The organism is Pseudomonas kilonensis (assembly GCF_001269885.1).
Lineage (GTDB): Bacteria > Pseudomonadota > Gammaproteobacteria > Pseudomonadales > Pseudomonadaceae > Aquipseudomonas > Aquipseudomonas kilonensis.
Genome location: NZ_LHVH01000024.1, coordinates 299,882 through 321,567, shown reverse-complemented (window position 1 = coordinate 321,567; position 21,686 = coordinate 299,882). Strand labels below are relative to the sequence as shown.

The 21,686-nt window shown below is 53.6% G+C and carries 23 protein-coding genes and 2 pseudogenes; 16 read left to right on the top strand and 9 right to left on the bottom strand.

Annotated elements, in window-relative coordinates; all coding sequences use genetic code 11:
* Positions 1-3 precede the first annotated feature (3 nt).
* Positions 4-921: a LysR family transcriptional regulator gene (locus AD662_RS17750; protein ID WP_053189233.1), complete on the bottom strand. Its 918-nt coding sequence runs from the start codon at positions 919-921 to the stop codon at positions 4-6.
* Positions 922-1,119: 198 nt separating this feature from the next.
* Between AD662_RS17750 and AD662_RS17745 the strand changes: the two are divergent.
* The 3 genes and pseudogenes from AD662_RS17745 to AD662_RS17735 form a co-directional block, all read left to right on the top strand.
* A pseudogene (locus AD662_RS17745) lies at positions 1,120-1,374 on the top strand (response regulator transcription factor); the annotation flags it as partial.
* A 92-nt stretch (positions 1,375-1,466) separates the two neighbouring features.
* Positions 1,467-1,799, top strand: coding sequence for a nuclear transport factor 2 family protein (locus tag AD662_RS17740; protein ID WP_018601152.1), 333 nt, complete (start codon positions 1,467-1,469; stop codon positions 1,797-1,799).
* Positions 1,793-2,569, top strand: coding sequence for an SDR family oxidoreductase (locus AD662_RS17735; RefSeq protein WP_018601150.1), 777 nt, complete (start codon positions 1,793-1,795; stop codon positions 2,567-2,569). The genes AD662_RS17740 and AD662_RS17735 overlap by 7 nt, the downstream gene beginning before the upstream one ends.
* Positions 2,570-2,734: 165 nt before the next feature.
* Here AD662_RS17735 and AD662_RS17730 read toward each other — a convergent pair whose 3' ends face one another.
* The 3 genes from AD662_RS17730 to AD662_RS17720 all read right to left on the bottom strand — a co-directional run bounded on the left by AD662_RS17730 (position 2,735) and on the right by AD662_RS17720 (position 4,423).
* Positions 2,735-3,121, bottom strand: coding sequence for a hypothetical protein (locus AD662_RS17730; RefSeq protein WP_053189231.1), 387 nt, complete (start codon positions 3,119-3,121; stop codon positions 2,735-2,737).
* A 44-nt stretch (positions 3,122-3,165) separates the two neighbouring features.
* A complete protein-coding gene (locus AD662_RS17725; protein WP_043042465.1) occupies positions 3,166-3,420 on the bottom strand; it encodes a hypothetical protein in 255 nt (84 codons plus the stop codon).
* A gap of 85 nt (positions 3,421-3,505) precedes the next feature.
* Positions 3,506-4,423: a LysR family transcriptional regulator gene (locus AD662_RS17720; RefSeq protein WP_053189229.1), complete on the bottom strand. Its 918-nt coding sequence runs from the start codon at positions 4,421-4,423 to the stop codon at positions 3,506-3,508.
* 85 nt (positions 4,424-4,508) lie between these two features.
* Here AD662_RS17720 and AD662_RS17715 point away from each other — a divergent pair, with 85 nt between their 5' ends.
* The 9 genes and pseudogenes from AD662_RS17715 (at position 4,509) to AD662_RS29345 (ending at position 14,114) form a co-directional block, all read left to right on the top strand.
* Positions 4,509-5,300 (top strand): NAD(P)H-dependent oxidoreductase, encoded by a 792-nt coding sequence (locus tag AD662_RS17715; protein WP_053189227.1) that lies wholly within the window; start codon positions 4,509-4,511, stop codon positions 5,298-5,300.
* Positions 5,301-5,428: 128 nt separating this feature from the next.
* Positions 5,429-5,882: pseudogene (locus AD662_RS17710) on the top strand (helix-turn-helix domain-containing protein); the annotation flags it as partial.
* 275 nt (positions 5,883-6,157) lie between these two features.
* On the top strand, positions 6,158-8,125 hold the full coding sequence (locus AD662_RS17705; protein ID WP_053189226.1) for an ATP-binding protein: 1,968 nt from the start codon (positions 6,158-6,160) through the stop codon (positions 8,123-8,125).
* A gap of 573 nt (positions 8,126-8,698) precedes the next feature.
* Positions 8,699-9,154: a hypothetical protein gene (locus tag AD662_RS17700; protein WP_053189224.1), complete on the top strand. Its 456-nt coding sequence runs from the start codon at positions 8,699-8,701 to the stop codon at positions 9,152-9,154.
* Between the two features lie 97 nt (positions 9,155-9,251).
* Positions 9,252-9,497, top strand: coding sequence for a hypothetical protein (locus tag AD662_RS17695; RefSeq protein WP_053189222.1), 246 nt, complete (start codon positions 9,252-9,254; stop codon positions 9,495-9,497).
* Positions 9,498-9,586: 89 nt separating this feature from the next.
* Complete coding sequence (locus AD662_RS28675; RefSeq protein WP_082308757.1) at positions 9,587-11,251, top strand: ATP-dependent nuclease; 1,665 nt, start codon at positions 9,587-9,589, stop codon at positions 11,249-11,251.
* Between the two features lie 965 nt (positions 11,252-12,216).
* Positions 12,217-13,185: a hypothetical protein gene (locus AD662_RS17680; RefSeq protein ID WP_053189217.1), complete on the top strand. Its 969-nt coding sequence runs from the start codon at positions 12,217-12,219 to the stop codon at positions 13,183-13,185.
* Between the two features lies 1 nt (position 13,186).
* Positions 13,187-13,732, top strand: a complete 546-nt coding sequence (locus AD662_RS17675) for a hypothetical protein (RefSeq protein WP_053189215.1) — start codon at positions 13,187-13,189, stop codon at positions 13,730-13,732.
* Between the two features lie 220 nt (positions 13,733-13,952).
* Positions 13,953-14,114: a hypothetical protein gene (locus AD662_RS29345; protein ID WP_156334919.1), complete on the top strand. Its 162-nt coding sequence runs from the start codon at positions 13,953-13,955 to the stop codon at positions 14,112-14,114.
* A gap of 483 nt (positions 14,115-14,597) precedes the next feature.
* Here the strand turns inward: AD662_RS29345 and AD662_RS28670 are convergent, their stop codons facing one another.
* Together AD662_RS28670 and AD662_RS17665 are read right to left on the bottom strand one after the other, a co-directional pair.
* Positions 14,598-14,807, bottom strand: a complete 210-nt coding sequence (locus AD662_RS28670) for a hypothetical protein (RefSeq protein ID WP_235862414.1) — start codon at positions 14,805-14,807, stop codon at positions 14,598-14,600.
* A gap of 127 nt (positions 14,808-14,934) precedes the next feature.
* Positions 14,935-15,207, bottom strand: a complete 273-nt coding sequence (locus tag AD662_RS17665; protein WP_053189211.1) for a hypothetical protein — start codon at positions 15,205-15,207, stop codon at positions 14,935-14,937.
* 446 nt (positions 15,208-15,653) lie between these two features.
* On the opposite strand from AD662_RS17665, the gene AD662_RS17660 reads away from it, so the two are divergent.
* Positions 15,654-16,325 carry a DUF2268 domain-containing putative Zn-dependent protease gene (locus tag AD662_RS17660; RefSeq protein WP_053189209.1) on the top strand — a complete coding sequence of 224 codons (672 nt, stop codon included), beginning with the start codon at positions 15,654-15,656 and terminating at the stop codon, positions 16,323-16,325.
* Here the strand turns inward: AD662_RS17660 and AD662_RS17655 are convergent.
* Together AD662_RS17655 and AD662_RS17650 are read right to left on the bottom strand one after the other, a co-directional pair.
* Positions 16,279-16,800 carry an HIT family protein gene (locus AD662_RS17655; protein ID WP_053189207.1) on the bottom strand — a complete coding sequence of 174 codons (522 nt, stop codon included), beginning with the start codon at positions 16,798-16,800 and terminating at the stop codon, positions 16,279-16,281. The genes AD662_RS17660 and AD662_RS17655 overlap by 47 nt on opposite strands.
* Before the next feature lie 114 nt (positions 16,801-16,914).
* Positions 16,915-17,781 carry a LysR family transcriptional regulator gene (locus AD662_RS17650; protein WP_053189205.1) on the bottom strand — a complete coding sequence of 289 codons (867 nt, stop codon included), beginning with the start codon at positions 17,779-17,781 and terminating at the stop codon, positions 16,915-16,917.
* Between the two features lie 102 nt (positions 17,782-17,883).
* Here AD662_RS17650 and AD662_RS17645 point away from each other — a divergent pair, with 102 nt between their 5' ends.
* The 3 genes from AD662_RS17645 (at position 17,884) to AD662_RS17635 (ending at position 20,110) form a co-directional block, all read left to right on the top strand.
* A complete protein-coding gene (locus AD662_RS17645; RefSeq protein WP_053189203.1) occupies positions 17,884-18,801 on the top strand; it encodes a DMT family transporter in 918 nt (305 codons plus the stop codon).
* A gap of 380 nt (positions 18,802-19,181) precedes the next feature.
* A complete protein-coding gene (locus tag AD662_RS17640; RefSeq protein ID WP_053189498.1) occupies positions 19,182-19,625 on the top strand; it encodes an antitoxin Xre/MbcA/ParS toxin-binding domain-containing protein in 444 nt (147 codons plus the stop codon).
* Complete coding sequence (locus AD662_RS17635) at positions 19,622-20,110, top strand: RES family NAD+ phosphorylase (RefSeq protein WP_053189200.1); 489 nt, start codon at positions 19,622-19,624, stop codon at positions 20,108-20,110. The genes AD662_RS17640 and AD662_RS17635 overlap by 4 nt, the downstream gene beginning before the upstream one ends.
* Positions 20,111-20,532: 422 nt before the next feature.
* Here the strand turns inward: AD662_RS17635 and AD662_RS17625 are convergent, their stop codons facing one another.
* Positions 20,533-21,075, bottom strand: coding sequence for a hypothetical protein (locus AD662_RS17625; protein ID WP_053189198.1), 543 nt, complete (start codon positions 21,073-21,075; stop codon positions 20,533-20,535).
* Positions 21,076-21,686: the final 611 nt, after the last annotated feature.

Below are 21,686 nucleotides of genomic sequence, written 5' to 3'. Positions count from 1 at the left end.
GAATCATGCGAGCCCATCCTGATCGGCTTGACTGGCACGTGCCAGCTCGATGAATGCCTTGGCTGCCGCGCAGGGGTTGCGGCGGTTCGGGTAGTACAGGCACAGCTTGTCTCTGGGCGGTGTCCAGTCTTCGAGAGTCCGCACGAACTGTCCGGCGCGGATTTCGTCGTGAACGTCCTGCTCCATGAAAAAGCCGAGCCCCATGCCTTCCTGCACCGCCACCTTGACCACGCTGGATTCATCCAGCGTAAGCGGCCCGCTCACATCGAGACGAGTCACTTCTGCGTCCCGCTCGAAATGCCACGGGAAAATCGCCCCATTCGGTAGTCGAACGCGGATGCATCGATGCTGGAGCAGCTCGGATGGCGTTCGCGGTTTGCCGTGTTTTTCGAAGTACGCCGGCGAGCCGACCACAGCGTACCGTTGCGGCTGGCCGAGAGGGATCACAATCATGTCGTTCGGAACGAGGCTTGCTGAACGCACGCCGAAATCGAAGCCGTCAGCAACGATATCCACCAGACGGCCTTCGGTTACGAGGTCGATGTGTACTTTCGGATGATGCTGCAGGAACTCCATCACCAGTGGCAGGAGCGCCGATCGGGCAGCGCTGGCGAACGCATTGATACGCAGCGTGCCCGAGGGGCCGACGTTATGCGATCGCACTGCATCGAGTGCAGCACGCAAATCCTGCAAGGCTGGCCCCACCTGTTCCAGAAATATCCTGCCCGCTTCGGTGATGGCCACGCTACGGGTAGTGCGATTGAACAGCCGCGATTCGAGGCGGGCTTCCAGTTGGGCAATGGTGTTGCTCAATGCGGTGGTGGAGACGTCGAGATCGATAGCGGCTTGCCGAAACGAACCCCTGCGTGCGACCGCTATAACAGCGTCCAGCTCACTGAGGCCTAAACGATCTTGTGACATGGATTGTCCTGATTTTCGGGATTGGTCATAAGGGTTTGTCCCAGTTAACAAACTATCCGTCAAGCAGCAAGATCTCTCCAGGAAATCTATCCAGGAGATCAGCAAATGAGCCTTCAGCGTGTCAGCGTTGTTGAGACGTACTTTGACATCGGCAGTGGAAGCGATTGGGGTGCTGCTGAATGCTCGCCACCTCAAGCATGTGATGCATTGCTGAGGCTGGCCGCACACGGCGAGCGCCAGACCCAGCAGCTTGGTGGGCTATTACTCACTGGGCGAGAGTGTCGCATCCTCAGGGCGATCAGCGTTGGCGCCAACAACAAGCAAGTGGCGAGGTTGCTGGAAATAAGTCCGAGCACCGTTCGCACGCACGTGGAAAGCATCTTCCGAAAGTTGGAATGCTCGACTCGAGCGGCCGCCACCTTCAAGGCAGCGAAACTGGGGTTGATCTCCTGATGCCCGGCCCGGATGGATGCCTCATTGCATCAGGCTCGCGTACAAAAGTGCACAAGATCGCTTCATACAACCAGATTCTGGAGAGCGAAAACATGACCCTTCAGCTTCCCGACGTCGTGCAGGCGTACTTTGCGGTCACCAATGGTGGCGATGCAGCGCAACTTGCGAGCTGCTTCCGCTCGGACGCCACGGTTTCGGATGAGAGAAAAACATACGAAGGAACAGCTGCCATCGAAGCCTGGCAACAGGAGGCACGTAGAGCCTTCATCTATCAGGTCCAACCACTGCATGCCCTGCAAGGGCAGGGCAGACTGACTGTCATTGCGCACCTTGTTGGGAGTTTCCCCGGTAGCCCGGTTCAACTGAGTCACGTCTTCACGCTGGAGGGCGGTCGAATCCGTTCCCTGGAGATCACGCCATGCTGAATCTAGGTTTGACTGGCAAGCGGGTCCTCGTCACCGGTGGCACCAAAGGCATCGGCAAGGCTGTCGTCGAGTTGTTACTGGCCGAGGGCGCGAAGGTCATTACCTCGGCCAGGCAGGTGGACGTTGAAATGCCGGGCGCTATTCTGATTGCGGCTGATCTTTCGACCCGGGAAGGTTGTGACGTGCTGATCGCCGCGATCCAACAGCGGCTGGGTGGCGTGGACATAATGATCCATGTCCTGGGTGGTTCGTCGGCACCCGGCGGCGGTTTTGCTGCACTGGACGAGGAACAGTGGCAACGAGAGCTCAGCCTGAACCTGTTGCCGGCGGTGCGCCTCGACCGCGCCTTGCTCCCGGGTATGCTGGAGCGCAAGGAAGGGGTCGTCATCCACGTCACCTCCATCCAGAGTCGGCTGCCACTGCCGCAAGCGACAACAGCTTATGCGGCGGCCAAGGCCGCGCTTTCGACGTACAGCAAAAGTTTATCGAAAGAGGTTTCGCCCAGAGGCATCCGCGTGGTTCGGGTTTCGCCGGGCTGGGTTGAAACCGAAGCGTCGGTCGCATTAGCCGAGCGACTCGCGCAGGAGGCAGGTACTGACTATCAAGGTGGTAAAGAGATCATCATGAAAGCACTTGGGGGTATCCCGCTCGGCCGTCCATCGACGCCTTCCGAAGTTGCTGACCTGATCGGTTTCCTGGCTTCGCCGCGAGCGGCATCTATCACGGGAAGTGAGTTTGTGATCGACGGCGGAACAGTACCAACGGTTTAGCCGTCTGTTTGCAGGAAGGCGCAAAATGCTGCCCCAGCGGCCATCGTTTGGCCGCTTCTGGCCGAAAGCAACCCGTTACTCCGGGCGTAGCTGACTTCCAGTTCGCAAGATGACCTGGCCGGATGTCTTCTCGGGTGCCGTCGAGAATGAGTCCGCGGCAGTAGGTCATCGATGGCTCGCAGGCGCGTTGGTCGTGTGTACCTTGGCAAGGCGCAAGCGCCAGTCGCCGCCATGCCGAAGGCGGCATTCTTCTTCGGAGTCGAAACTGACGCAGCGGGCCATGTGGGGGACGTGTACGCCGGCGTCGTTCAGGGCGGCGGTGGTCAGCTCACGCATGCGTTTGTCTGCCCCCGTTGAGAGGGCGTGTTCCTGGCTGGCGCGGCTGTCGAAGATCCAGATCACGCGCAGGCTTTGGGGAAAGGCGCGATAGTCGACCGTGTGGGTCAGCCAGGCGAAGCCCGGGATTTCAGTTTTGGCGGTTTCACAGGCTTCGGTCAGGGTGGCGATGAGACGACGCTCAATACGGGCGTCGTCTCGTGAGGTGGAAGGCATAAAAGGCTCCAGGCGGGGTGTTCAATGGCTGAGGTGTCAGCCCCTCAACGTGGGCTTTGTTGAATCGAGAGGCGTAACCGTTGCCACTCATTCCAGCAATCCTCGGCAACGATATCCGCATAGCCCCGTTCTTGTTCCATCGCCAGCGCGGTGGCAAAGGTGACTGCAATGCAGGTGGCCTGGTCTCGGATGTTGCAGACTTCGAGTTCGGTGAGTGGGGTGCCTTTTTTTGACTCGGCTGCTGTGAGTACAGCTGCAAGGGCGGGTACGAAAACCAGGCATAGGGGATCGGAGGACATTAGCTTCTTCCTTGGAGTGAATTGGAGATTATTAACGGGACACGGGGCAGGGGGGGCGTCGTCATCGTTTCATGGTCCGGTCCATTTATTTCTGCGTGCCGGTTGTTTCCAACGTCGAAGCGATAAGGTCGCGCAGCCATATATGGGCAGGATCGCGATGCAGTCGCTCGGGCCATAACATCAGCATTTCAAACCCGGGAATGGCGAGCGGAGGTGCCTGGACGTGAAGCGCAGGCTCATGTTTCACCAGCCTTTGCGGCACCACCGCAACCAAATCGCTGTGCACCAATGCTGAGACCAGCGAGTTGAAATTGGACACGGACAATACCACTCGCCGTTCCAGACCTTCAGCTGCCAGCGCGTGGTCGGTACTGCCAACGAAGCCGGCGCCATCAGGTGACATGACGGCGTGTTCAAGCGCGCAGAACGCTTTGAGCGACAGCTTGGTTGCCAGCGCGGGATGGCCGCGCCGCGCCGCCAGCACATAGCGTTCGTGAATCAAGGAGCGTTGACGCAACTTGGGCGGCGCTTCATCGCGGGTGTGCAGCGCCAGATCGATAAGGCCGTTTTCCAGATCCTTGGCATAGTCGACAGTCGGTTTATTCATAAGCGCCAACCGCGTGTACGGGGCCAGGTGCCTGAGCCGCGAGAGCGACGGCCAGATCAAGGCAGTCGTCGCATAATCACTGGCAGCGATCTTCCACGTTTGATGGGACCGTCCGGGTTCAAAAGCGGCAACAGGACTCAGTGCGCTTTCCAGCGCGGCCAACGCGTCACGCAGGGGGCCCTGCAATTCGCGAGCTCGCTCGGTGGGCGACATCCCTCGGGGGCCAGGCAGCAAAAGCGGATCATCAAGAAGATCCCTCAGCCTGCCCAGTTGCAGGCTGACGGTCGGTTGCGCGAGATTGAGCAAGCGTGCTGCCCGCGTCACATTTTGCTCGGCCAGCAAGGCATCCAATGTGACCAGCAAATTAAGATCCAGACGGCGCAAGCTATTGTGCATGCCAATACCATGTGTTTCGGGAATTCATTTCTATCATAGCGGATGCATGCTTACGCTGAGGGACACATTCAACGTGGAGCCCCTCATGAAAATACTGCTGATCTACGCCCACCCCGAACCTCGTTCGCTCAATGGCGCGCTCAAGGATTTTGCGATCACTCATCTGGAAACAGCAGGCCACGAGGTCGAAGTCTCAGATCTCTACGGCATGCGCTGGAAAGCATCCCTCGATCCGGACGACGCCCCAGGTTATGACGCAGAAACGCCTTTCAACCCGGCGCTTGAATCCCAGCGTGTATTTGCCGCTGACAGCCAACCGGCGGACATCCAGGCAGAGCAGGCCAAATTGCTCTGGGCCGATGCCGTCATCTTTCAATTTCCGCTGTGGTGGTTCTCGATGCCCGCGATTCTCAAGGGCTGGATCGAACGCGTCTACGCCTACGGGTTTGCCTATGGTGTCGGCGAACATAGCGAAAACCACTGGGGCGATCGCTACGGCGAAGGCAGCATGACAGGCAAGCGCGCCATGTTGGTGGTCACGATGGGCGGTTGGGAATCCCACTACAGTGGCCGAGGGGTGAACGGCGCGTTGGATGACCTGCTATTTCCTATCCAGCATGGGGTGCTTTTCTATCCTGGCTTCACGGTCATGCCGGCCTTCCCAATCTACAAGACCAGCAAGATGGACGCCGCCCGGTTCCAATCCATTTGCACGGCCTATGCCGCTCGCTTGGATACGCTCTTCAGCGATCAACCCTTGCCATTTCGTCGCCAGAATCACGGCGATTACGAAATCCCGGCGTTGACGCTTAAATCGCATCTTGCGGCTGGGCGTTGCGATCTTGGTATTCATGTCAGTGACGGTGAGAGGGTTTGAGGTAAAACGTGCAATGGAGGCTTGAGCCCAAGGGCGTTGGTAGTCGGGTCGTGCGCCTCGGGATTGATCATTTTTGGAGGTCGGTAATGACGGGCCCGGCGATGCTCAGGGCGAACCCTTCTCCAAAGACCCTGGCTCCCGTCTATGAGCGAGAGATTATCTTCCGTGTACCCAAGGCCCCCATGACCGGATGTTGCGAGACATCGCCGCGCCGGATACCGCGATGGCCCGAATCAACCTGGCAATCCAATGAATCCGTCGCGACTTCGCCGAGCCCATTGGTGTTGAGTGATTGGCGCTATGCGCTTCAATGAGCCTCTCGGCAGTTCATTGTTACTTCAAGGCTGTCACCAGCCTGAGCCCCTTGCTGTACCAGAAGCGGGTTCGCCTGCTTCAGGCCAGAACCCTGATGGTGGTGAATGCCAAAAGCGTCATGGCGGCTGCTTTCGAAGTGGGCTACGAGAGCGCTACGCAATTCAGCCGGGATTATGCGCGGTTCCGCCCTGACAGGATGCCGGGAGGATACTCGGCAGTATGAAAGCGGTTAGAGGCCAGTCGGTTGATGGGTTGATGGGGGGATAGGTGGTTTTCTTGATCGGCGGCTTTCGGCCGATTCTGTTGAAAAAGTCGGCCATGGTTTCCCACGGCTGTCTGTCCACCGACTGCTTTTGGATGGTGTCTAGGAAATCAGCAGCGATTCATGATCGGCTCTATCGATGGCATTTACTCAATAAAATTATTCAATAGTTGATTCTCCAGTCCACTGGTAACGTCCTGATAATGAAAAATCATTCAGGACTCCCGTGTTGGGTGGTCTGACACCGAAGCCGATCAAACGCCGATCTAAAGGTACTGTAATGAAGCTAGAGTCATGGGATCCGCTCACCAGCGGTCAAGATGTAGATGCAGAGATTTTGTTTGCTGCGAAGAAGCGTGAAATCAAGAACATCTTGAAGTCCTACGTTGGTATGTATGACTCTTTCTCCGAACTCATTCAAAATGCTATGGATGCTGTGGATCGCCGTGCAACTGAACTTGAGGAGCCAGACTACATTCCAAAGCTTTGGTTAACTATAAACCTTGAAGAAAACTCTTTTTCCATAACTGACAATGGCATTGGGTTCAACGAAAAAGAATTTAAAGCATTCCTCGCTCCAAATATCTCCTTTAAAAACGGCGGGCAAACGAGGGGTAACAAAGGAGTTGGAGCTACCTACATAGGCTATGGCTTCGACTACCTACAATTTGGCACAAAAGTACCAGGGCACACGTTTCACGGGGAGCTTTTGAAAGGCCGCGACTGGGTTGAAGACTTTCACGGTATTGTGACGCGACCCATGGTTACATCCTCGGATATTGCTGACCCAGCGTTCGCGGAAATATCAAGAGGATCGACTTTTAAAATAAAATTCGGCGGAAACAGCACTCGACCAAAAGACCTGTCCTGGTACTCCGCCACCACTGCCGAGCAATGGCTATACCTACTACTTATCAAAACACCACTCGGCGCAATAACATTTGCATCAGAAAGTTCAAAAATTAAATTCCAGCTTACAGTTGTAAGCAAACAAGGTGCCATTTCAACTCTTTCCGAACAAAGCTGCAGCTATATTTACCCACACTTGAAATTAAGTGCAAGCGTCAACCTCAAAGACGTAATGACAATTCAGAAAAAGCTTCAGTCCCAAGGAAAGGATTCATCCGACCTTCCGATGAAATATCTGAAGGCTAACGGAATATATGAGTTTTTTAGCACTGAAGATTTGCTTTCTTTGTTATCACCCAACGACAAGTTTGACACGCTAATCAGCCAGTACCAGATATCAGCATACGGTTACTTTGCTTACTCTACGTCTATTTGGGATCAATTTAATGACGAGCTTGCGAAGTTAAGAAAGCTGTATAGGGTCCTGAAAGGTGGTCTTCAGCTCGCTAACAACCAGATGATACAGGGTGAATTGATCACGATACCTCTGACATCTAATATCGGCCACCAAAACCAGTGCCACGTCATTGTCCACTTCGTGGATGCAGATCCAGATTTAGGACGCAAAGGGTTTCAACCTGAATTGAAAGAAGCTGCAGAACAGCTTTCAGTGGAGATCGTGAAGCGTTTTCAGAAATGGCGACGCCTGCTAAGAACGGATACAGGTGCCAAGAACGACATAACTAGGGAGGGCTCTCTTCATGATTGGGTACGAGCGCAAGAAGCCCATGAAATTGAACGACCACTGAGCCTCACCAACAAGAACTTCTTTGCGCCAACCAATGAGATCTCAATAACATCCGAACCTGTCTCAGAGCAGGATGTGATTGTGCTTTTCAATCAGTTAGTTGCTGGCGGAGTTATCCGAGGCATCAAGTTATTAGCCACCAGTCAAACGCAGCAGTATGATGGGGTTTTTAAATTTATCATTAGAGACCCTCTCTCTAATCATGAATATGATAAAGAAAACAATCCGCTGGGAGTTCAACAGCTTCAGTACAGCAAAGAATACACCAGTCCTCCAAAAATTCTTGAGTATAAATTCAATATTGATGCGCTAATCCGAGAGTTTGAGTCCGAGTACAAAAGCGAAAAAGAAATCCACCTTGCCATCGCATGGGAATTAGGCTCAGAATGCCAGCGTAATTATGATGTCGTTTCGCTTTTAGATCTGGATAATCTACACTTGCGCGACTATCACGGTATTACTCATATTTTAAACTCCGCAACAACTAAGTTTTACGTCATCGCTCTTAAAGAGCTAATCGATTACCTAAACTCAGTGGAAGGAGTTCAGGAATATCACCGCAAGACATATAGCGGCGAGCTGTTCGACTGATCTGCCAACGTGAATAGCTTGGAATTGCTGCCAGATATCAACTCTGCTGATCTGTCAGCATCCCAGGCTGATAACGGTCACGAACGGCAGCTATTGGCCGGTTGCTGTCCTTTGCGACAGGCAGCAATCGGCCAAAAGCAGTCGTTCGTGAGCGACCGTATCCAGATAGATGCATCTTTCGCAAAAGACCGCTAAATCGGCCAGGAGCGGTGGTTCACTCACGAGTTGCTCGCGCTCGACACGATTTATGTATTGGGCAATTAAAAACCTAACCTATTTTTTCGCACATCCCTTATGTTCTATCAACTGTTGGGTAATTGTTCGTGAACGCCGCGAAATCACTGGTGGGCTCCTCCCATAGTGGCAGGCACTCGCTTGCTGCAAAAAGCCTTGGCTGCAACTAGCTATGTCGAGATCGTTCAGACCATTCTTGAGCACGCCTGCTTGGATCACAGCAAACCTTACCCAGCTGTGGATATGCAGGAAGTCCGACGTGCATTTGAACTTGCGCCGGCATAGTGATATCGACGACTCTCTCTTACGTTTGAACGTTATGAATAAAAGAAAGCGACTATGAGTGCAAATAGGACAGAGCTGGAACAGGTGGCCCTTGCCTGCCGCAATGGGCTTATGAGCCTTGTTGATGCAAAGGGCTCAACCTTCAATGGCTTCCCGTCAGGCGCGTGCGGGGTTGCTTCCGACATCGTGGGGCGAGTGGTTTGGGAAACGCTTCAATATGAAGGTGAGTACGTTTGCGGTCGGCACCACCCGCAGATGAAAAGCGAAGCGTTGCACGCATGGTTTGAGGTCGGTGATTTCATCATCGATGTCACCTATGACCAGTTTCAAGCTACAGGGCTATACGGCTGGGTTTTCGACCGTAACGATGGATGGCACGCGCTATTCCCATCGCAGGAGCGACGTAAGGGATTTTACGCTCCCTCCCAGTGGCCTGCTTACCCGTTTGATGGATACAAGGCAGCCCAAGAAGAGGTCAAGAAAATAGGCCTGCTAAGTAAGCCGGTTTAAAAGGGAGAATTCCCGCGCAGTTATACTAAAGCCCGCCGTAAAACGGGCCAAAACTAGATAGGGGGCTTCGCCCCCCCCCATGTAAAAGGATGTTTGTATGTCGCTAGAGTCTGAAACTCCATTTGAGGCCGCGAAGCACCAGGTTGCACGTATCGGAGTTAGTAGTATTGATGTTGAAAGCGTCGATGCATTTTATGCAACTGCGGATGGCTATATTCAAGCGTTGCGAGACTTTGACCTCATCACTGAAGTTCAATTGGACCAGCTTCACGCTGAGATGCGAGAGGTCCGAATTGACGCTGTTGAGAGGATTGAAAAAAAGCTTAAAGCACGCCGCCGATAACACCATGGCTCCCTGATTTATGTAGGAAAATCGAAGCTGCTGTATTGTCCGGTTTGTCACGTTAATTTCAAGGATAGGCTAGGTAAATTGTGACTATTGATATTAGTTTTTGGGTTCGGAATTATAGAGGTTTTAAAGAGGGCGGGGCTGGCTTTTTGGTGATCAAGCCAGTTAATGTGATAGTTGGTAAGAATAATATAGGCAAGTCAAGCCTTATTGCTGCTGTGGATCATATGTTTAGGGAGCATGGAGCCGAAGATGAAATTGGTGGAAGTATTGAATTTGGAGCGGTATTAGCCGAGGCCGAATTGCAGCCATATTTTAGTAACAATACGGCAGGTGGAGACTTACCTAACAATCACTGGCGGGGGCATGGTCAGAATTTTATAGATAAGCGTGTTGTATGGAGGGAACTGGGAAAAGACGTAGAAGTGCTCAGCGTTGAGGGGTACGAAGCAAGTTTATTACCAGGTGAAAGATCACGGATTGGCAAGGTTGTAGCAGCGAGTAAACGTAGGAATTTTCGACACGTTAGGCTTGATGCAGATAGGGATCTTGTCAAGGAACCGTATACACATGAGTTTACACTGAAAAGTAATGGTGAGGGCGCCACAAATATTATCCAGAGTTATATAAATAGCTCTAATCTTGATAGGGATCTGATTCAAGTTAGACTACTTACCGCGTTGAATGTAATTTTTACGCCTGATGCTGTATTTTCAGAGATGGTCGTGCAGCATCATTTTGATACTGACACATGGGAAATTTATCTTGGTGAGGAAGGTAAGGGCCTTGTCCCACTTTCAGCATCGGGCAGCGGACTGAAGACTGTTATATTAACATTACTTAACCTCCTGGTGCGCCCGGATTTTGAGAAAAAAGACATTGCAAATTATATCTTCTCATTTGAAGAGTTGGAGAATAATTTGCATCCTTCGCTACAAAGAAACTTGTTTTCGTTTCTACTAGATTATGCGCAATCGAAGGGTTGTCATATTTTTTTGACTACGCACTCGCAGGTAGCAATTGACCTTTTTCATGGTGAAAATGATGCGCAGATTCTCCATGTAAAAAAGCAGAATGGCGACGTTCTTGGTCTGATTTTGGATGACTTAAATCGCGGATATTCCATTCTAGATGATTTAGGTGCCAAAGCCAGTGACATACTCCAGGCAAATGGCATCATCTGGGTAGAAGGACCATCAGATAGAATTTATTTGAATAAATTTATTGATTTGTGGGGTGAGGGGGCTTACAAGGAGGGGCACCATTATCAGTTTATTTACTATGGCGGTAGTGTGTTAGCTCATATAGATGCTAGTACTCCAGAGGCGGATTTGCAGGAGGCGGTGAGTGCTATAAAAATAAATAGAAACTTTATATTTGCGTGCGACAGTGATAGAAAAAATAAAAATGGTAAATTGAAGAGTAGAGTAACAGAGCTTCTTTTAAATGTTGCTAGTGAACGTGGGTATGTATGGGTTACCAGATGTCGAGAAATTGAAAATTATATTCCCAAGGAATCTTTTGAGTTGGTTTATGGGAAGTCTGGCTTGCCTCAAATTGGCGAGTATGAGTACGTGCAGGATTATCTAAGGGGTAATAATTTTTCACGCGCCGCTGAATTCACAGATAAACATCATAAGGCGGTAAAATTTAGTGAGGCTTTCTCCAAGGAGAATCTGTCATTTAGGCCGGAGTTGGCTACGGAAATGACGGCAATAATCAATCGCTTAATGATCTGGAATAGTTGAATTAATTCTTAATATTTGGACATATTGGCCGCTATGAAATCAGACCAGTCCCTCTGGACCGCGCTGGAAAGTGATCTTTACCCAATCTAGCTAACAGGGGACAGTGACCGCTTTGCCAATACAGCTACGAGCCCTAGGAATGAGGATGTACAGGGGGCGCATTGTGTCCCCTATACCGGTGACTGAAACCCCTTGGTCTCGTAAGGGAGGCGGAGTCGTTTTTGGCCGATTGCAGGCCTTGGCGATAGGTAGCAATAGGCCGGAAGCGGACATTCGAGCCCCCACACCCAGCCCGGACGTGTCTGAAATGGTTCCGCTCGAGATGATGACTGTCCACAGCGCGCGAGTCGTCAACCTAGGCTCAAGTACAGCCGGCGCCGGCGGTGAATATCGTCGGGAGCAGATATCGAGTAGGGCGGGCTTCGAGGTTGCGGGGGATCTTGGCGCCGCGGCTCTAGCCGGGTTTGGCCTGTCCTTCTCTCGCAGGAATGAGGGTTAGGCGGATCTCAGAGGATTGGAGCTGTCTGCCAGGTTGGGTATGACCCAAGAGCAGCAATCACGCTCTGGAGCAAAATGGCGGCCGTAGGGAAACGCAATGGATTGCCCCAGTTCCTCAGTTCCCCCCTTCAGAGAGGCACAGAGTAAGCGAATCCAAGAGGCCTTACCGAAATGATCCCTCCGGTACGCTGCGGCGAGACTTTCTGCCATGCGGGGGCAAATGTACACCCCCGCACCTACCTCCTGAAGTTTGAGGCTAGGCCATAAGCCAGGCCTCGTCGTTTTCGCCGGGATGTGCTTTTTGCCTCTTCGCACCATGCCCCCCTCATTTGCTTTTTCCATAGGCGTGGTCTTTTCTCTTCTACAGAGTGGCAGATTGCCATTCTGCCAGCACTCCAAGGATGGCGTGACAAACCGCCTTGGTAACGAACCGGCCAGCATGGGGCTGGTATATGGAGGTGGTCCACATGAAAAACATTAGGTTGTTTCTCGCTCTGCTGCTCGCAACGGTTGTTACCGGGTGTGGGTATAACGTCAAAGCCATCAATAGCTTTAAGGACAGTTCGACTAGCTTTGCTAAAAGTTATGGTGATCTAGTTGCTAAGACGGATGAGTACTGCAAAGAAGGCATGCGGTATCACTACTATGCCGACGATCAGTACACCGGTGAGGATGGCGTAAAAGCACAGGTCGCTCGCTGCGATAAGTACAGCGAGGGCCTCAAAAGCGTACTCATAAGTAAGACGATAGTGAGCGGTTACGCGGAAGCGCTAGCTCTCACTGTCGGGATAGACCCTGCCTACCTTGACAGTGAGTTATCCAAGATGGGCGAAGTAGTGAAAAAGCTACAAGGCCGGGACGGGACGGTTCTTTTCAATGAGGCGGAAGTGAACCTCACCACGTTGCTCGCGCAGAACCTCGCACAAATCTACCTCAACCACAAAGTGAAAGAGAAGACGCTAAGCATCATTCGGGAGAACAAATCCCTCATAGCCCGTCACATAGCAATCATGACAAAGTTTGCTGACGATTTTTATGACAAGGAGCACAAGTTCCTCGATGGCGCTTACCAGGGGGTAGAGTCAGAGTTAGTGTTTGCTGCAGTGACACATAGCCCTACCGCCAAACTAACCAGCTGTACCCAGAAACCAGGCAAGCCAGTTACCTGCGCTGATGAAAAATTACCGTTGGCCTACCTGGTGCCGCACCGCTTATTGCTGCATGACATCGTAGAGAAACGGAAAGGACTGAAATCAGGTGAAGGTGCAATAAAGGAATTGAAGACTGCTGGCTCAGCTCTACTCGTTGCAAATGAAGAGTTGGCCGATAAGTTCGAAGAACTGGACAAAGACGCGACTCTTCAGAGTGTAGAAGAGTTCGCCACTAAGGCGAAGGCACTTGCTGATGCTGTCGAAAAGGTAAAAGGAGAAGAATGAGATGGCTAGTCAAACAATGGTTAAGGAGATGCAGCAAGCTCAGTCGAATCTTGCTGACACCTGCCTAGAACAGATTGCCGATATCAATGTGGCCCTTCGCACCCAGCCAGAGGGTGCAGAAAAGGACTCGTTGAGGGAAAAGCGGCGCCAGTTGATTGAAGAGTTTCGGCAGTTCCAAGAAGACAAAATTGTCATTATTGGCGCGAAGAATGCCGAAGACCTCGAGACGATCAATGCTGTCAGTAAAGACGTCCAGGAGTTCATTCGACACACCAAGAAGGTGATCAAGACTATTAAAGTCGTGACAGCTCTCATCGTCTTCATTGGTGCCTGTATGGCAAAGAACCCGAAGACGATCGCTGATGCTGCTGCAGCTCTCTACAAAGCAATCAATGAGAAGATCGATGCCGAAGCGAAGAAAGGAGCCAATGCGGCAGTAACGATGAACCCGATCAAGCCTCCCGCACACATCGAATCTCTACTTGTTTCGCTCAAAAAACCAAGTGCCAAGGCCAAAGCAAAAGTAGCACCCAAGAGGAAACAATAGTCCACGTGGCCACCTTCCAAACCAGTCCCCGCCTTGGCGGGGATTTTTCTTTCTGAACACTTTGAGCGGCGCCTCCGCAGCTGCTGTAGGCGCAGATCTGCGGTGGCAGGATTTCCTTGCATGGCTTTGGCTCGCTGATCTGTTCGAGGCGCGCGAGAATGCGGCCTAGTATGCACTAAGTACAGCCTGGTCTTGATTTTCTCCTAGAGCAGAGCAGCCCATGAACACTGAAACCTTGAGCGAGGATTCAACCGACAGAGCGACGGTCAACATCAAGCGCACTACCGTGACCGCTTTTCTCGTCATGATAATCATCGGGCTGGCTGCACTAACGACCATTATTTCAAACTTCGACGTTAAAGCTTCTATATCTGAGCTTTGATTTCCTGGGTAATCTCTGCAGCGTGGTGATCGATCTACCTCCGATCATCAAGTCTGCATCCCTCAAACGCGGAGATCGAAGCATCCACCCGATCGATCAAATCCGGCTTGGCACTATCTAGTCCTATTTTCAGCCGGGCTACAGCCGTATCAATTTCCCCAGCAGTCCGTTCAGACCTTTTCGGTTCAGGGTGTCAGGTTAGACCCGCACAGGGTTCAAGTAGGGGCAGCGCCTGCAGCGGGCCTGCTCGAAGGGCCGCTATTGGCCGAAAGCTGACCTTGTCGAACGTCTGTATATAGCCATTCTCATTCGCTCATAGGTGGTCAAATCTGATGCAAATGACAGGTAAGGTCGAATGTATGCCGTGGGATTTGTTCGTGCAGGTCTCATCTACCAAGGGAAAAAAGGGGCGGATTTATTTGCTCGAAAATAGTACATCCCTTATTTGGTCCAGATTTCAGCACCTTATAGAGGTTTTCGCGATTAACCCCGACCTCTTTGGTGACTTAAAGTTTTTTCGACTTCGGCCAAAGCATGAATAAAACTTTCCGTATCATCGGCTTTCATACATTCAGCCAAATAAGCTGCTATAGCTTCCGGGGGATCGAGAAAGCGCGAAGCCTCATAACGAGTCGTACTCGTAGTGTTGAGGTTTAGGACCGGCATATCCTCAGGGTTGAACTTATCGTTCATGTCATTTACCTCTCCGGGTATCAAGGATCGCTGCGTCTCTCTTTATACCTCGCTTTTGATCTGTTTTATCGCTTCCGCTGACCGAGCTGAATGCGGAAAAGGGCGCTTTTATACGCCCTAAACTCCATCAGTTTTCAACCTGCGCCTGAAGCCGCCGACCAATCACCTCCAGCAAATCACACCCATCGCGTAACGGAATCACCAAAAGCTGTGCAAAGTCTGAAAGCACCACCGTATCGCTGGTAATTTCAGAGCGAAACGCGATGTTCTCCAGTACCTGGGTCACCACACGGATGCGGTAATCAGCGGTTGCATGCAGGACATCCAGCGGGGCTTGAGTATCAATGAGGAGGGAAGCAGGGGTGCAGTCGATGCCGGTGATGGGGACATATCTTTCCATGTTCAAAACTCCGATCTAATGAGGTTTTAGCCACTCAATCGTCGCCAAACAATTGGGTGGCAGTTGTACGCAGGTTGGCGAACCGGGATCGGAAACCGGCAGACCCGAAGGCCTCCCACGCACAACTGCCGTAACGGGCAGCCGTGCAAGTGTGCCAAAGCCTCCGCAAAAAACGCAGTACTTTTGCACTCGATCCTCAGGTCGCCAAACCTGATCGCCATTCTGCGGCGATGGGAATGACTATAGATTTCACCAGGTTTGACGGGCAAGGCACCTGTTTCCGAGAGTCTTGTAGGAATCGAGACAGTTTTTTGCCAGAGATAACCGGGCAGACAGAGGCGCAGTCAAACCTGATCGACACTGGACAGTTGCCCGGCGGGGATCTACCGTCGTGAGCGGCCTGGAGTCATCGAGCCAGGTGCTTTGATTAATAAAGGAGAAGGGACATGGAGCAATGGACGCTGCACTGGCTGGAGGCCTCGGGGAGTTTTGCCGAGTTTCGCCGTGAGCTGGTTGATGAGTTTGACGCCGCTTACGAGGCTATTGCTCGCCTAATGCCCCCGCCGCGACTCGATGTCCTGATTCAGAGGCTACCGGGCGAAACCATTCCGGAAATGGGCCTGGTAGGACGGGCGTATCGCAGCTCCATGTTTACCATGACCCTTGATCCCGACAATCCGAATTTCTTTTCCAGCCTACGCACCGGGGCACTGCGTCGCCATGTTGTTCATGAGGTTCACCATTGCCTGCGCATGGGCGGTCCTGGTTATGGTTGGACGTTAGGCGAGGCGTTGGTCAGCGAAGGGCTTGCCGGTCAGTTTGTTCGTCATGTGCTTGGTACTGATCCGGAGCCTTGGGAGCATGCCATCGCATCTGCCGATCTATTGCGCTCACCGGTTGGGCTGCAAATTCTCGAATCACGATATTACGATCACAACGAGTGGTTCTTTGGTTTTGGCGACAAACCCAAATGGCTCGGTTACTCGTTGGGCTATCAAATGGTCGGACGTTGGCTTGCGTCGAGGGGCGAAACTGATATTTCGACCTGGGTCAACGCACCTGCAGCAGGCATTATGGCCAACGCGCTGGAGGAGGGTTTGGTATTGGCTGAGTCCTGAACGCTTGCCGCAACCGTTCAATTACCTGGCTGATAGAGGGCCCTTGGATCGCTGGCGGCGTGGGGCTCTCACCGAATTCACGCCAGATGAACAATGTCAGCTCCGCGCCATCGGTTAATGTCTGGGCGTTCTCTTGAGTGCCAAAGGTTTCCAGCAACCTGTACCGCGCATCTTTCCAGAACAGTGCCTCGACCCAGTCGTACACCGGGATGAAATGGAAGTGGATGGGGTAGCGGGGATCGTGGCCGAAGCGGCTGATGTAAAGCCATTTGGGGTTCAGTTGTGTTTCAACGACGCTCTGGATGTTTGCCATCAGGCCGCCCAGCTCTGCGAGTGCGGGTTTGGGCAGTTGCGCCAGTGAATTTACGTGATGCTTGGAGCCGAGCATGAGGTAGCCGGGCAGGGCGGATGCCAGGTGGTGGTTGACTATCCAGTGGGTGGTTTCGTGGAGGATGAAGTGGGGGAGTAATTCCAAAGCGGACTCCTTGTTAATGATTGGAATCTTCGTTTATCAGGATGATCGGTATTGGGGCTGCTTCACGCAGTCCAGCGGGGATAAATCCCCTCGCCACAGGGGAGAGTGTTGCAATTAGTCTTCGAACTCCGTTTGCAGCATGGTCAAAAACGCTTCCCTGGCGGGATGTCGGCCGGCGTTTTCGTGCCAGTAGAAAAGGTTATCGATGCCCGTCAACTCAGGAAATTCATACCCCGTCCAACCCGCGCCCTGGCGATATTGCTCATAGATCCCTCGGGGCACCAGCGAGACGCCGGCACCGGCGCTGACACAGCCAACGATGGCGCCATAACTGGCGATGCTGGTGATCGGTTGCACTTGGTCATGACGCAGCAGCCACTGTTCCAGCGCCAAGCGGTACGGACAGCCCGTGGGCCACATGAAGATTGCCTTGCCTTGCAGATCGGCGGCGCTGCGCAGCGGGCCATGGGATTCGGAGGCGATGAGCACCAGGTCTTCGCGGTACATCACCGCTCGCTTGAGTCCAGGCCGTTCGATGTCCACCGCTACGATCACGCCATCGAGCCGGTGATGTTGGATATCGTCCAGCAACTGCGCCCAGGTGCCGGTGCTCAGTTCCAGTGACACTTGCGGATACTGCGCGTGGTATTTGGCGAGCAACTGAGGCAGGCGCCCGGTGGCGCTGGACTCGATGGCGCCTATGCGCAGTGGGCCACTCGGTGCGCGGCTGGGGGCGACGGCGCGGCGGGCTTCTTCCGTCAGGCTCAGTATTTTTGTCGCGTACTCCAGAAACACTTCGCCCGCCGGGCTGACCCGCAGCCCGCGACCTTCGCGAAAAAACAGCGGCGTGCCGAGTTCTCGTTCCAGGGACTTGAGGCGTGCGGTGATGTTGGACGGCACGCAGTGCAGCACTTCGGCGGCGCGGGCGATGCTGCCGGTGTCGCAGACCGTCTTGAGCATGCGCAGTTGGGACAGTTCCATAGCTCACCAAAAGTGAATGATTGGCTGAGTTTAAGTCACTTGTGCTGAGGTTGGGTGGTTTCGATACTTCGAGGCAAATCGGTCAGTGAGCAGGAACTTTAGATGGAAACGCGTTTTGCGCTGGTTGAAGGTTCCTCCGGCAAAACCGGTGCGAAAGTCATTCTGGCGACGCTGTTGGTGATCGTTTGCTGGGCCTATTCGCCGATTGGTATTCGCATTGGCTTGCAGGCTTATGAGCCGGGTCAGTTGGCGTTGATGCGGTTTCTCATCGCTTCAGTGTTCATGGCCCTTGTGGCGATGGTGAAGGGTATTTCCTGGCCGCGTCTCAGGGATTTGCCGTTGCTGGCGGTGTTGGGTTTCTTTGCTGTCAGCCTGCACCACATCGCCCTCAATTATGGCCAGCGGGGCGTCAGCGCCGGGGCGGCCAGTGTGCTGGCCCAGTCCACGCCGTTGTTCAGCACGCTGCTGACGCATTTTGTCTTCAAGGACAGGGTCAGTGGTTGGCAGTGGGGTTGCGTGCTATGCGGCTTGCTTGGCGCTGGCGTGGTGGTCGCGGGGGATCGTGGCTTGGGTGACATGGACGCCCATGGGCTATTGATCCTGTTGGCGGCGCTGTCCTGGAGTTTGTATTTCGCTTTGCAGAAGCGCCATGCCCATCGTTATGACGGTTTGACCCTGGTTTGCTACACCGTTTGGTCGGGCACGATTCTGTTGTTCATTTTTACGCCGGGGATGTTGAGCGCGGCGCGGCAGGCTTCGGCTTCGGTGAATCTGGCGGTGTTGGTTCTCGGTATTTTTCCCAGCGCGTTGGCGTACCTTGCTTGGGCTTACGTGCTGGCGCACAGCAAGGTGAGCCGCGCTTCCATGGCGCTTTACCTGATACCGCCCACGGCGATGTTGATGGCTTCTTTGGTGTTGGCTGAGCGACCGTCAGCGATGGTTATTGTTGGGGCGGTGATTGTGTTGGTGAGCGTGCTGGCGTTGAGGCTTGAGCCGGGGAGTGGGGCGAAAATCGGTTGATTCTGTTGTGGGTGTAGGCAATGAGGTTGGATGTTGTCGCCACACGGAGTGCCATGGAACACCGTCCTACAGACAGGCGATCGCTTTGGGATAAATCACAGAAGTCTCTGACAACTTTTTAGGGTTGGCCTTCGGAAGTACCGCACTTACGATCTGGCGTTGTCTCGGTGCTCCGTGTGGCATCCGGCACGCTCAGTTTTGTTTTATATCGTGAGGACAGATCGATGCCTGAAACCCTATACGTCAAGGCCAACGAACTGAGTTGCCGCTATCGCGACATTTGGCGCTATGATTGCGTCAAATGTCGTACGGAGGTCAATGTTATGTCCCTAGCGAAGCAAGCAGACAAGCCGGCTGTGAAATCCGCCGGAAAAACTGGTATGGAGGCAAGGGTAACCAGAAAGCCTACGGAGGTGCTGTTGCATGGCCGTAAAGGTGATGAGCGTTTGCTGATTATCCGGTATGCGCAGGAAGGCTTTTACCTGAGCGACGTCAAGGACATGCTTTCTACGTCCACTCTGTACATGGAGCAGGATCTGGTTCAACGCATTACCGGGAGATCCGTCAGGACCGTCCAGCGTCTGGCGAAGGAGACCAAGCCAATACGCCTGAACCAGCAGCAGAGTACGGTTGCCTTTCAGTATGCTCAGACCCTGGAGCACGCCACCAACGTCTTTGGCAGCCAGCAACTGGCTGAGGACTGGTTGAAGAAACCCTGCAAGTACCTGGACGGTTACGTGCCATTGGAGCTGATCGACAACTCGCTGGGCTTCCAGGTGGTGGAGGATTACCTGACCCGGATTGAACATGGGGTTTATCAATGAATCCTTTGCCCTGGGACGGACGATGGCACGCTTGGCGCCTTGACCGGGAGGTCTACAAGGATACATGGGACAGCGGCATCGGGGCGCAACGAACCGGTGGCCGTTGGAATCCGCCCGGACGGCGGGTTATCTATGCTTCGGCTGACCCGTCTACGGCCATTTTGGAAGTAGCGGCCCACTTGGGATTCGACGCGTTGGACAGGGTGCCTTACTTACTGACATGTTTTGAGGTGCTGGATCCGGCGCTTATCAAAGTGATTCAGGTCGAAGACGTGCCAAACCCCAACTGGCTGATTCCGGCTCGACCGTCGCCCAATCAGCAGCAGTTTGCTGACGAGCTGCTGGCGCAGCATCCCTTTGTACTGATTCCTTCGGCGGTGACTCGGCACTCCTGGAATCTACTGGTGAGCTGCGATTTGGCGGCGGATCAGTTCAGGCTTGTCTCGCAGGAAAGGTTTGGCCTGGATACGCGATTGGTTAAGTGAACGTAAGGCTGCGTCTCAAGCCTACAACTTCTTCCATCCACGTCCATCGTTCGTGCGGTAGGTTCCCCCAGTGGCGCAGCATCCACCGGCTCCAAATGCCATACGCCCAAGCTCAACCGTGACACTCTCCTTTCCCTTGCTCAGCGACTGCCGATCGCAACTGGTGAAAAAAGGGTAGGGCTCCGTTTCCAGCACCACGGTCCAGGTCATGTCTTTCGCTGACTGGTCTTCGATCTTGTAAACCGCACAATCGTGAACAACCAGGTGAGCAAACTGCCCTGCAAGCAGTCCCTTGAAAACGAGCTCAGGTGGCGCGGCGAGCAGGGCGGTTTTTAGCGGGTCTGGCTCTGAGCCGTACTCGCAAGCCGCTAGCGTGCACATGGCGAGAACCAGGCACGTTTGCCAGACACGCTGCGGCACTATTATTTCTTGACCGAGTAATCCTGCCCCCACATCCGTACCGAACTGACCGCTTCGTTCATGCCTTCAAACACAAACTTCTGGCGCACGGCGGTCTTCGCCGGAATGGTGACTTCATCCGGGTTGTCCAGGCCGGTGAGGCGGTTGGAGTAACCCGCCTGGTCGATGGCCAGCAGTACGCCGGTCTGGCCGAGGTTGACCACGCGCAGTTGGGTGTCGGTGCTGTTCTTGAAGCCGAGGGTGATGCTGACGTTGTCGTCGCCGGGTTCGAGCTTCAGCACTTCAACGGCGATGCGATCTTTCATTTGTTCGCCGGAGGAAATGATCGCGGCACCGTCGGTGCCTTGGGCCGATTCGCGGCCATCGAGCACGCCTTCACTGACACCGCCCAGCAGGTTCTTGCCGGCGGTAATGAAGGTTGAAACGGCTGCCTTGGTCGAGTCCTTGATGAGGCTGCCGTCGGTTGGCTCGCCTTCGGCAAAGCACAGGGAGCTGAGCAGGAGGCTGGAGACGAAGAGGGTGGAGCGTGACGGCAGAAAAGTCATACCTGGATCCTTGAGGGTGGCCTGCGACATCGCCTGTCAGAAGGGCGAGCGGCAATGATAGCCGTGATCGAGGACCGTTAGCGATTTACCTCGTTGAGTTTTTCCGGTCTTGCGCTGTTCCTGGTCGCGGCCGGGCCCAGGTTGTTGCATTGGGCGAGTCCTGTGGGGGGCTGGGGTGTTTTCGTCTGATCCGTATTTTCCGGCGTCAGGTGCCTCTGTCATGAACCCAGGCCCAGCCCCAGAATAACCACGCGGTGGGCTTATCAGACGGCCCGTGTGCTGCATTTTTTGGGTCCAGGAGTGCTCATGGCGAAGATGGCGATTTTTTTGGGTGGGTTTTTGGCGCTGACCCTTTTGATTGGCGTGCTGGCGACGATTTCGCCCGTGTAGGCAAGCTGCTGAAGACCTGTGGCGCGACAAGCCCACATGGGCCCGGTGTGGTTTTGATGGCTTTTGTGGCGAGGGAGCTTGCTCCCGCTGGGCTCTGTAGGAGCTGGCGAAGGCTCGGGCCGCGTTCGGACGATCTTTTGATCTTTCGCTTGGGATTCAAGTGTCTGGGGAAAGATCGCAGCCTCGTTGCACTCGACAGCTCCTACACAGCTCCTACACAG

Excerpts from the sequence above, each read along its gene's own strand:
- AD662_RS17660 (WP_053189209.1), top strand. The coding sequence starts at position 15,654 with ATGGAGCAATGGACGCTGCACTGGCTGGAGGCCTCGGGGAGTTTTGCC.
- AD662_RS17715 (WP_053189227.1), top strand. The coding sequence starts at position 4,509 with ATGAAAATACTGCTGATCTACGCCCACCCCGAACCTCGTTCGCTCAAT.
- AD662_RS17645 (WP_053189203.1), top strand. The coding sequence starts at position 17,884 with ATGGAAACGCGTTTTGCGCTGGTTGAAGGTTCCTCCGGCAAAACCGGT.
- AD662_RS17735 (WP_018601150.1), top strand. The coding sequence starts at position 1,793 with ATGCTGAATCTAGGTTTGACTGGCAAGCGGGTCCTCGTCACCGGTGGC.
- AD662_RS17750 (WP_053189233.1), bottom strand. The coding sequence starts at position 921 with ATGTCACAAGATCGTTTAGGCCTCAGTGAGCTGGACGCTGTTATAGCG.
- AD662_RS29345 (WP_156334919.1), top strand. The coding sequence starts at position 13,953 with ATGAACACTGAAACCTTGAGCGAGGATTCAACCGACAGAGCGACGGTC.
- AD662_RS17665 (WP_053189211.1), bottom strand. The coding sequence starts at position 15,207 with ATGGAAAGATATGTCCCCATCACCGGCATCGACTGCACCCCTGCTTCC.
- AD662_RS17720 (WP_053189229.1), bottom strand. The coding sequence starts at position 4,423 with ATGCACAATAGCTTGCGCCGTCTGGATCTTAATTTGCTGGTCACATTG.
- AD662_RS17740 (WP_018601152.1), top strand. The coding sequence starts at position 1,467 with ATGACCCTTCAGCTTCCCGACGTCGTGCAGGCGTACTTTGCGGTCACC.
- AD662_RS17635 (WP_053189200.1), top strand. The coding sequence starts at position 19,622 with ATGAATCCTTTGCCCTGGGACGGACGATGGCACGCTTGGCGCCTTGAC.
- AD662_RS17625 (WP_053189198.1), bottom strand. The coding sequence starts at position 21,075 with ATGACTTTTCTGCCGTCACGCTCCACCCTCTTCGTCTCCAGCCTCCTG.
- AD662_RS17725 (WP_043042465.1), bottom strand. The coding sequence starts at position 3,420 with ATGTCCTCCGATCCCCTATGCCTGGTTTTCGTACCCGCCCTTGCAGCT.
- AD662_RS17695 (WP_053189222.1), top strand. The coding sequence starts at position 9,252 with ATGTCGCTAGAGTCTGAAACTCCATTTGAGGCCGCGAAGCACCAGGTT.
- AD662_RS17640 (WP_053189498.1), top strand. The coding sequence starts at position 19,182 with ATGGAGGCAAGGGTAACCAGAAAGCCTACGGAGGTGCTGTTGCATGGC.
- AD662_RS17680 (WP_053189217.1), top strand. The coding sequence starts at position 12,217 with ATGAAAAACATTAGGTTGTTTCTCGCTCTGCTGCTCGCAACGGTTGTT.
- AD662_RS17700 (WP_053189224.1), top strand. The coding sequence starts at position 8,699 with ATGAGTGCAAATAGGACAGAGCTGGAACAGGTGGCCCTTGCCTGCCGC.
- AD662_RS17675 (WP_053189215.1), top strand. The coding sequence starts at position 13,187 with ATGGCTAGTCAAACAATGGTTAAGGAGATGCAGCAAGCTCAGTCGAAT.
- AD662_RS28670 (WP_235862414.1), bottom strand. The coding sequence starts at position 14,807 with ATGAACGATAAGTTCAACCCTGAGGATATGCCGGTCCTAAACCTCAAC.
- AD662_RS17730 (WP_053189231.1), bottom strand. The coding sequence starts at position 3,121 with ATGCCTTCCACCTCACGAGACGACGCCCGTATTGAGCGTCGTCTCATC.
- AD662_RS17705 (WP_053189226.1), top strand. The coding sequence starts at position 6,158 with ATGAAGCTAGAGTCATGGGATCCGCTCACCAGCGGTCAAGATGTAGAT.
- AD662_RS17650 (WP_053189205.1), bottom strand. The coding sequence starts at position 17,781 with ATGGAACTGTCCCAACTGCGCATGCTCAAGACGGTCTGCGACACCGGC.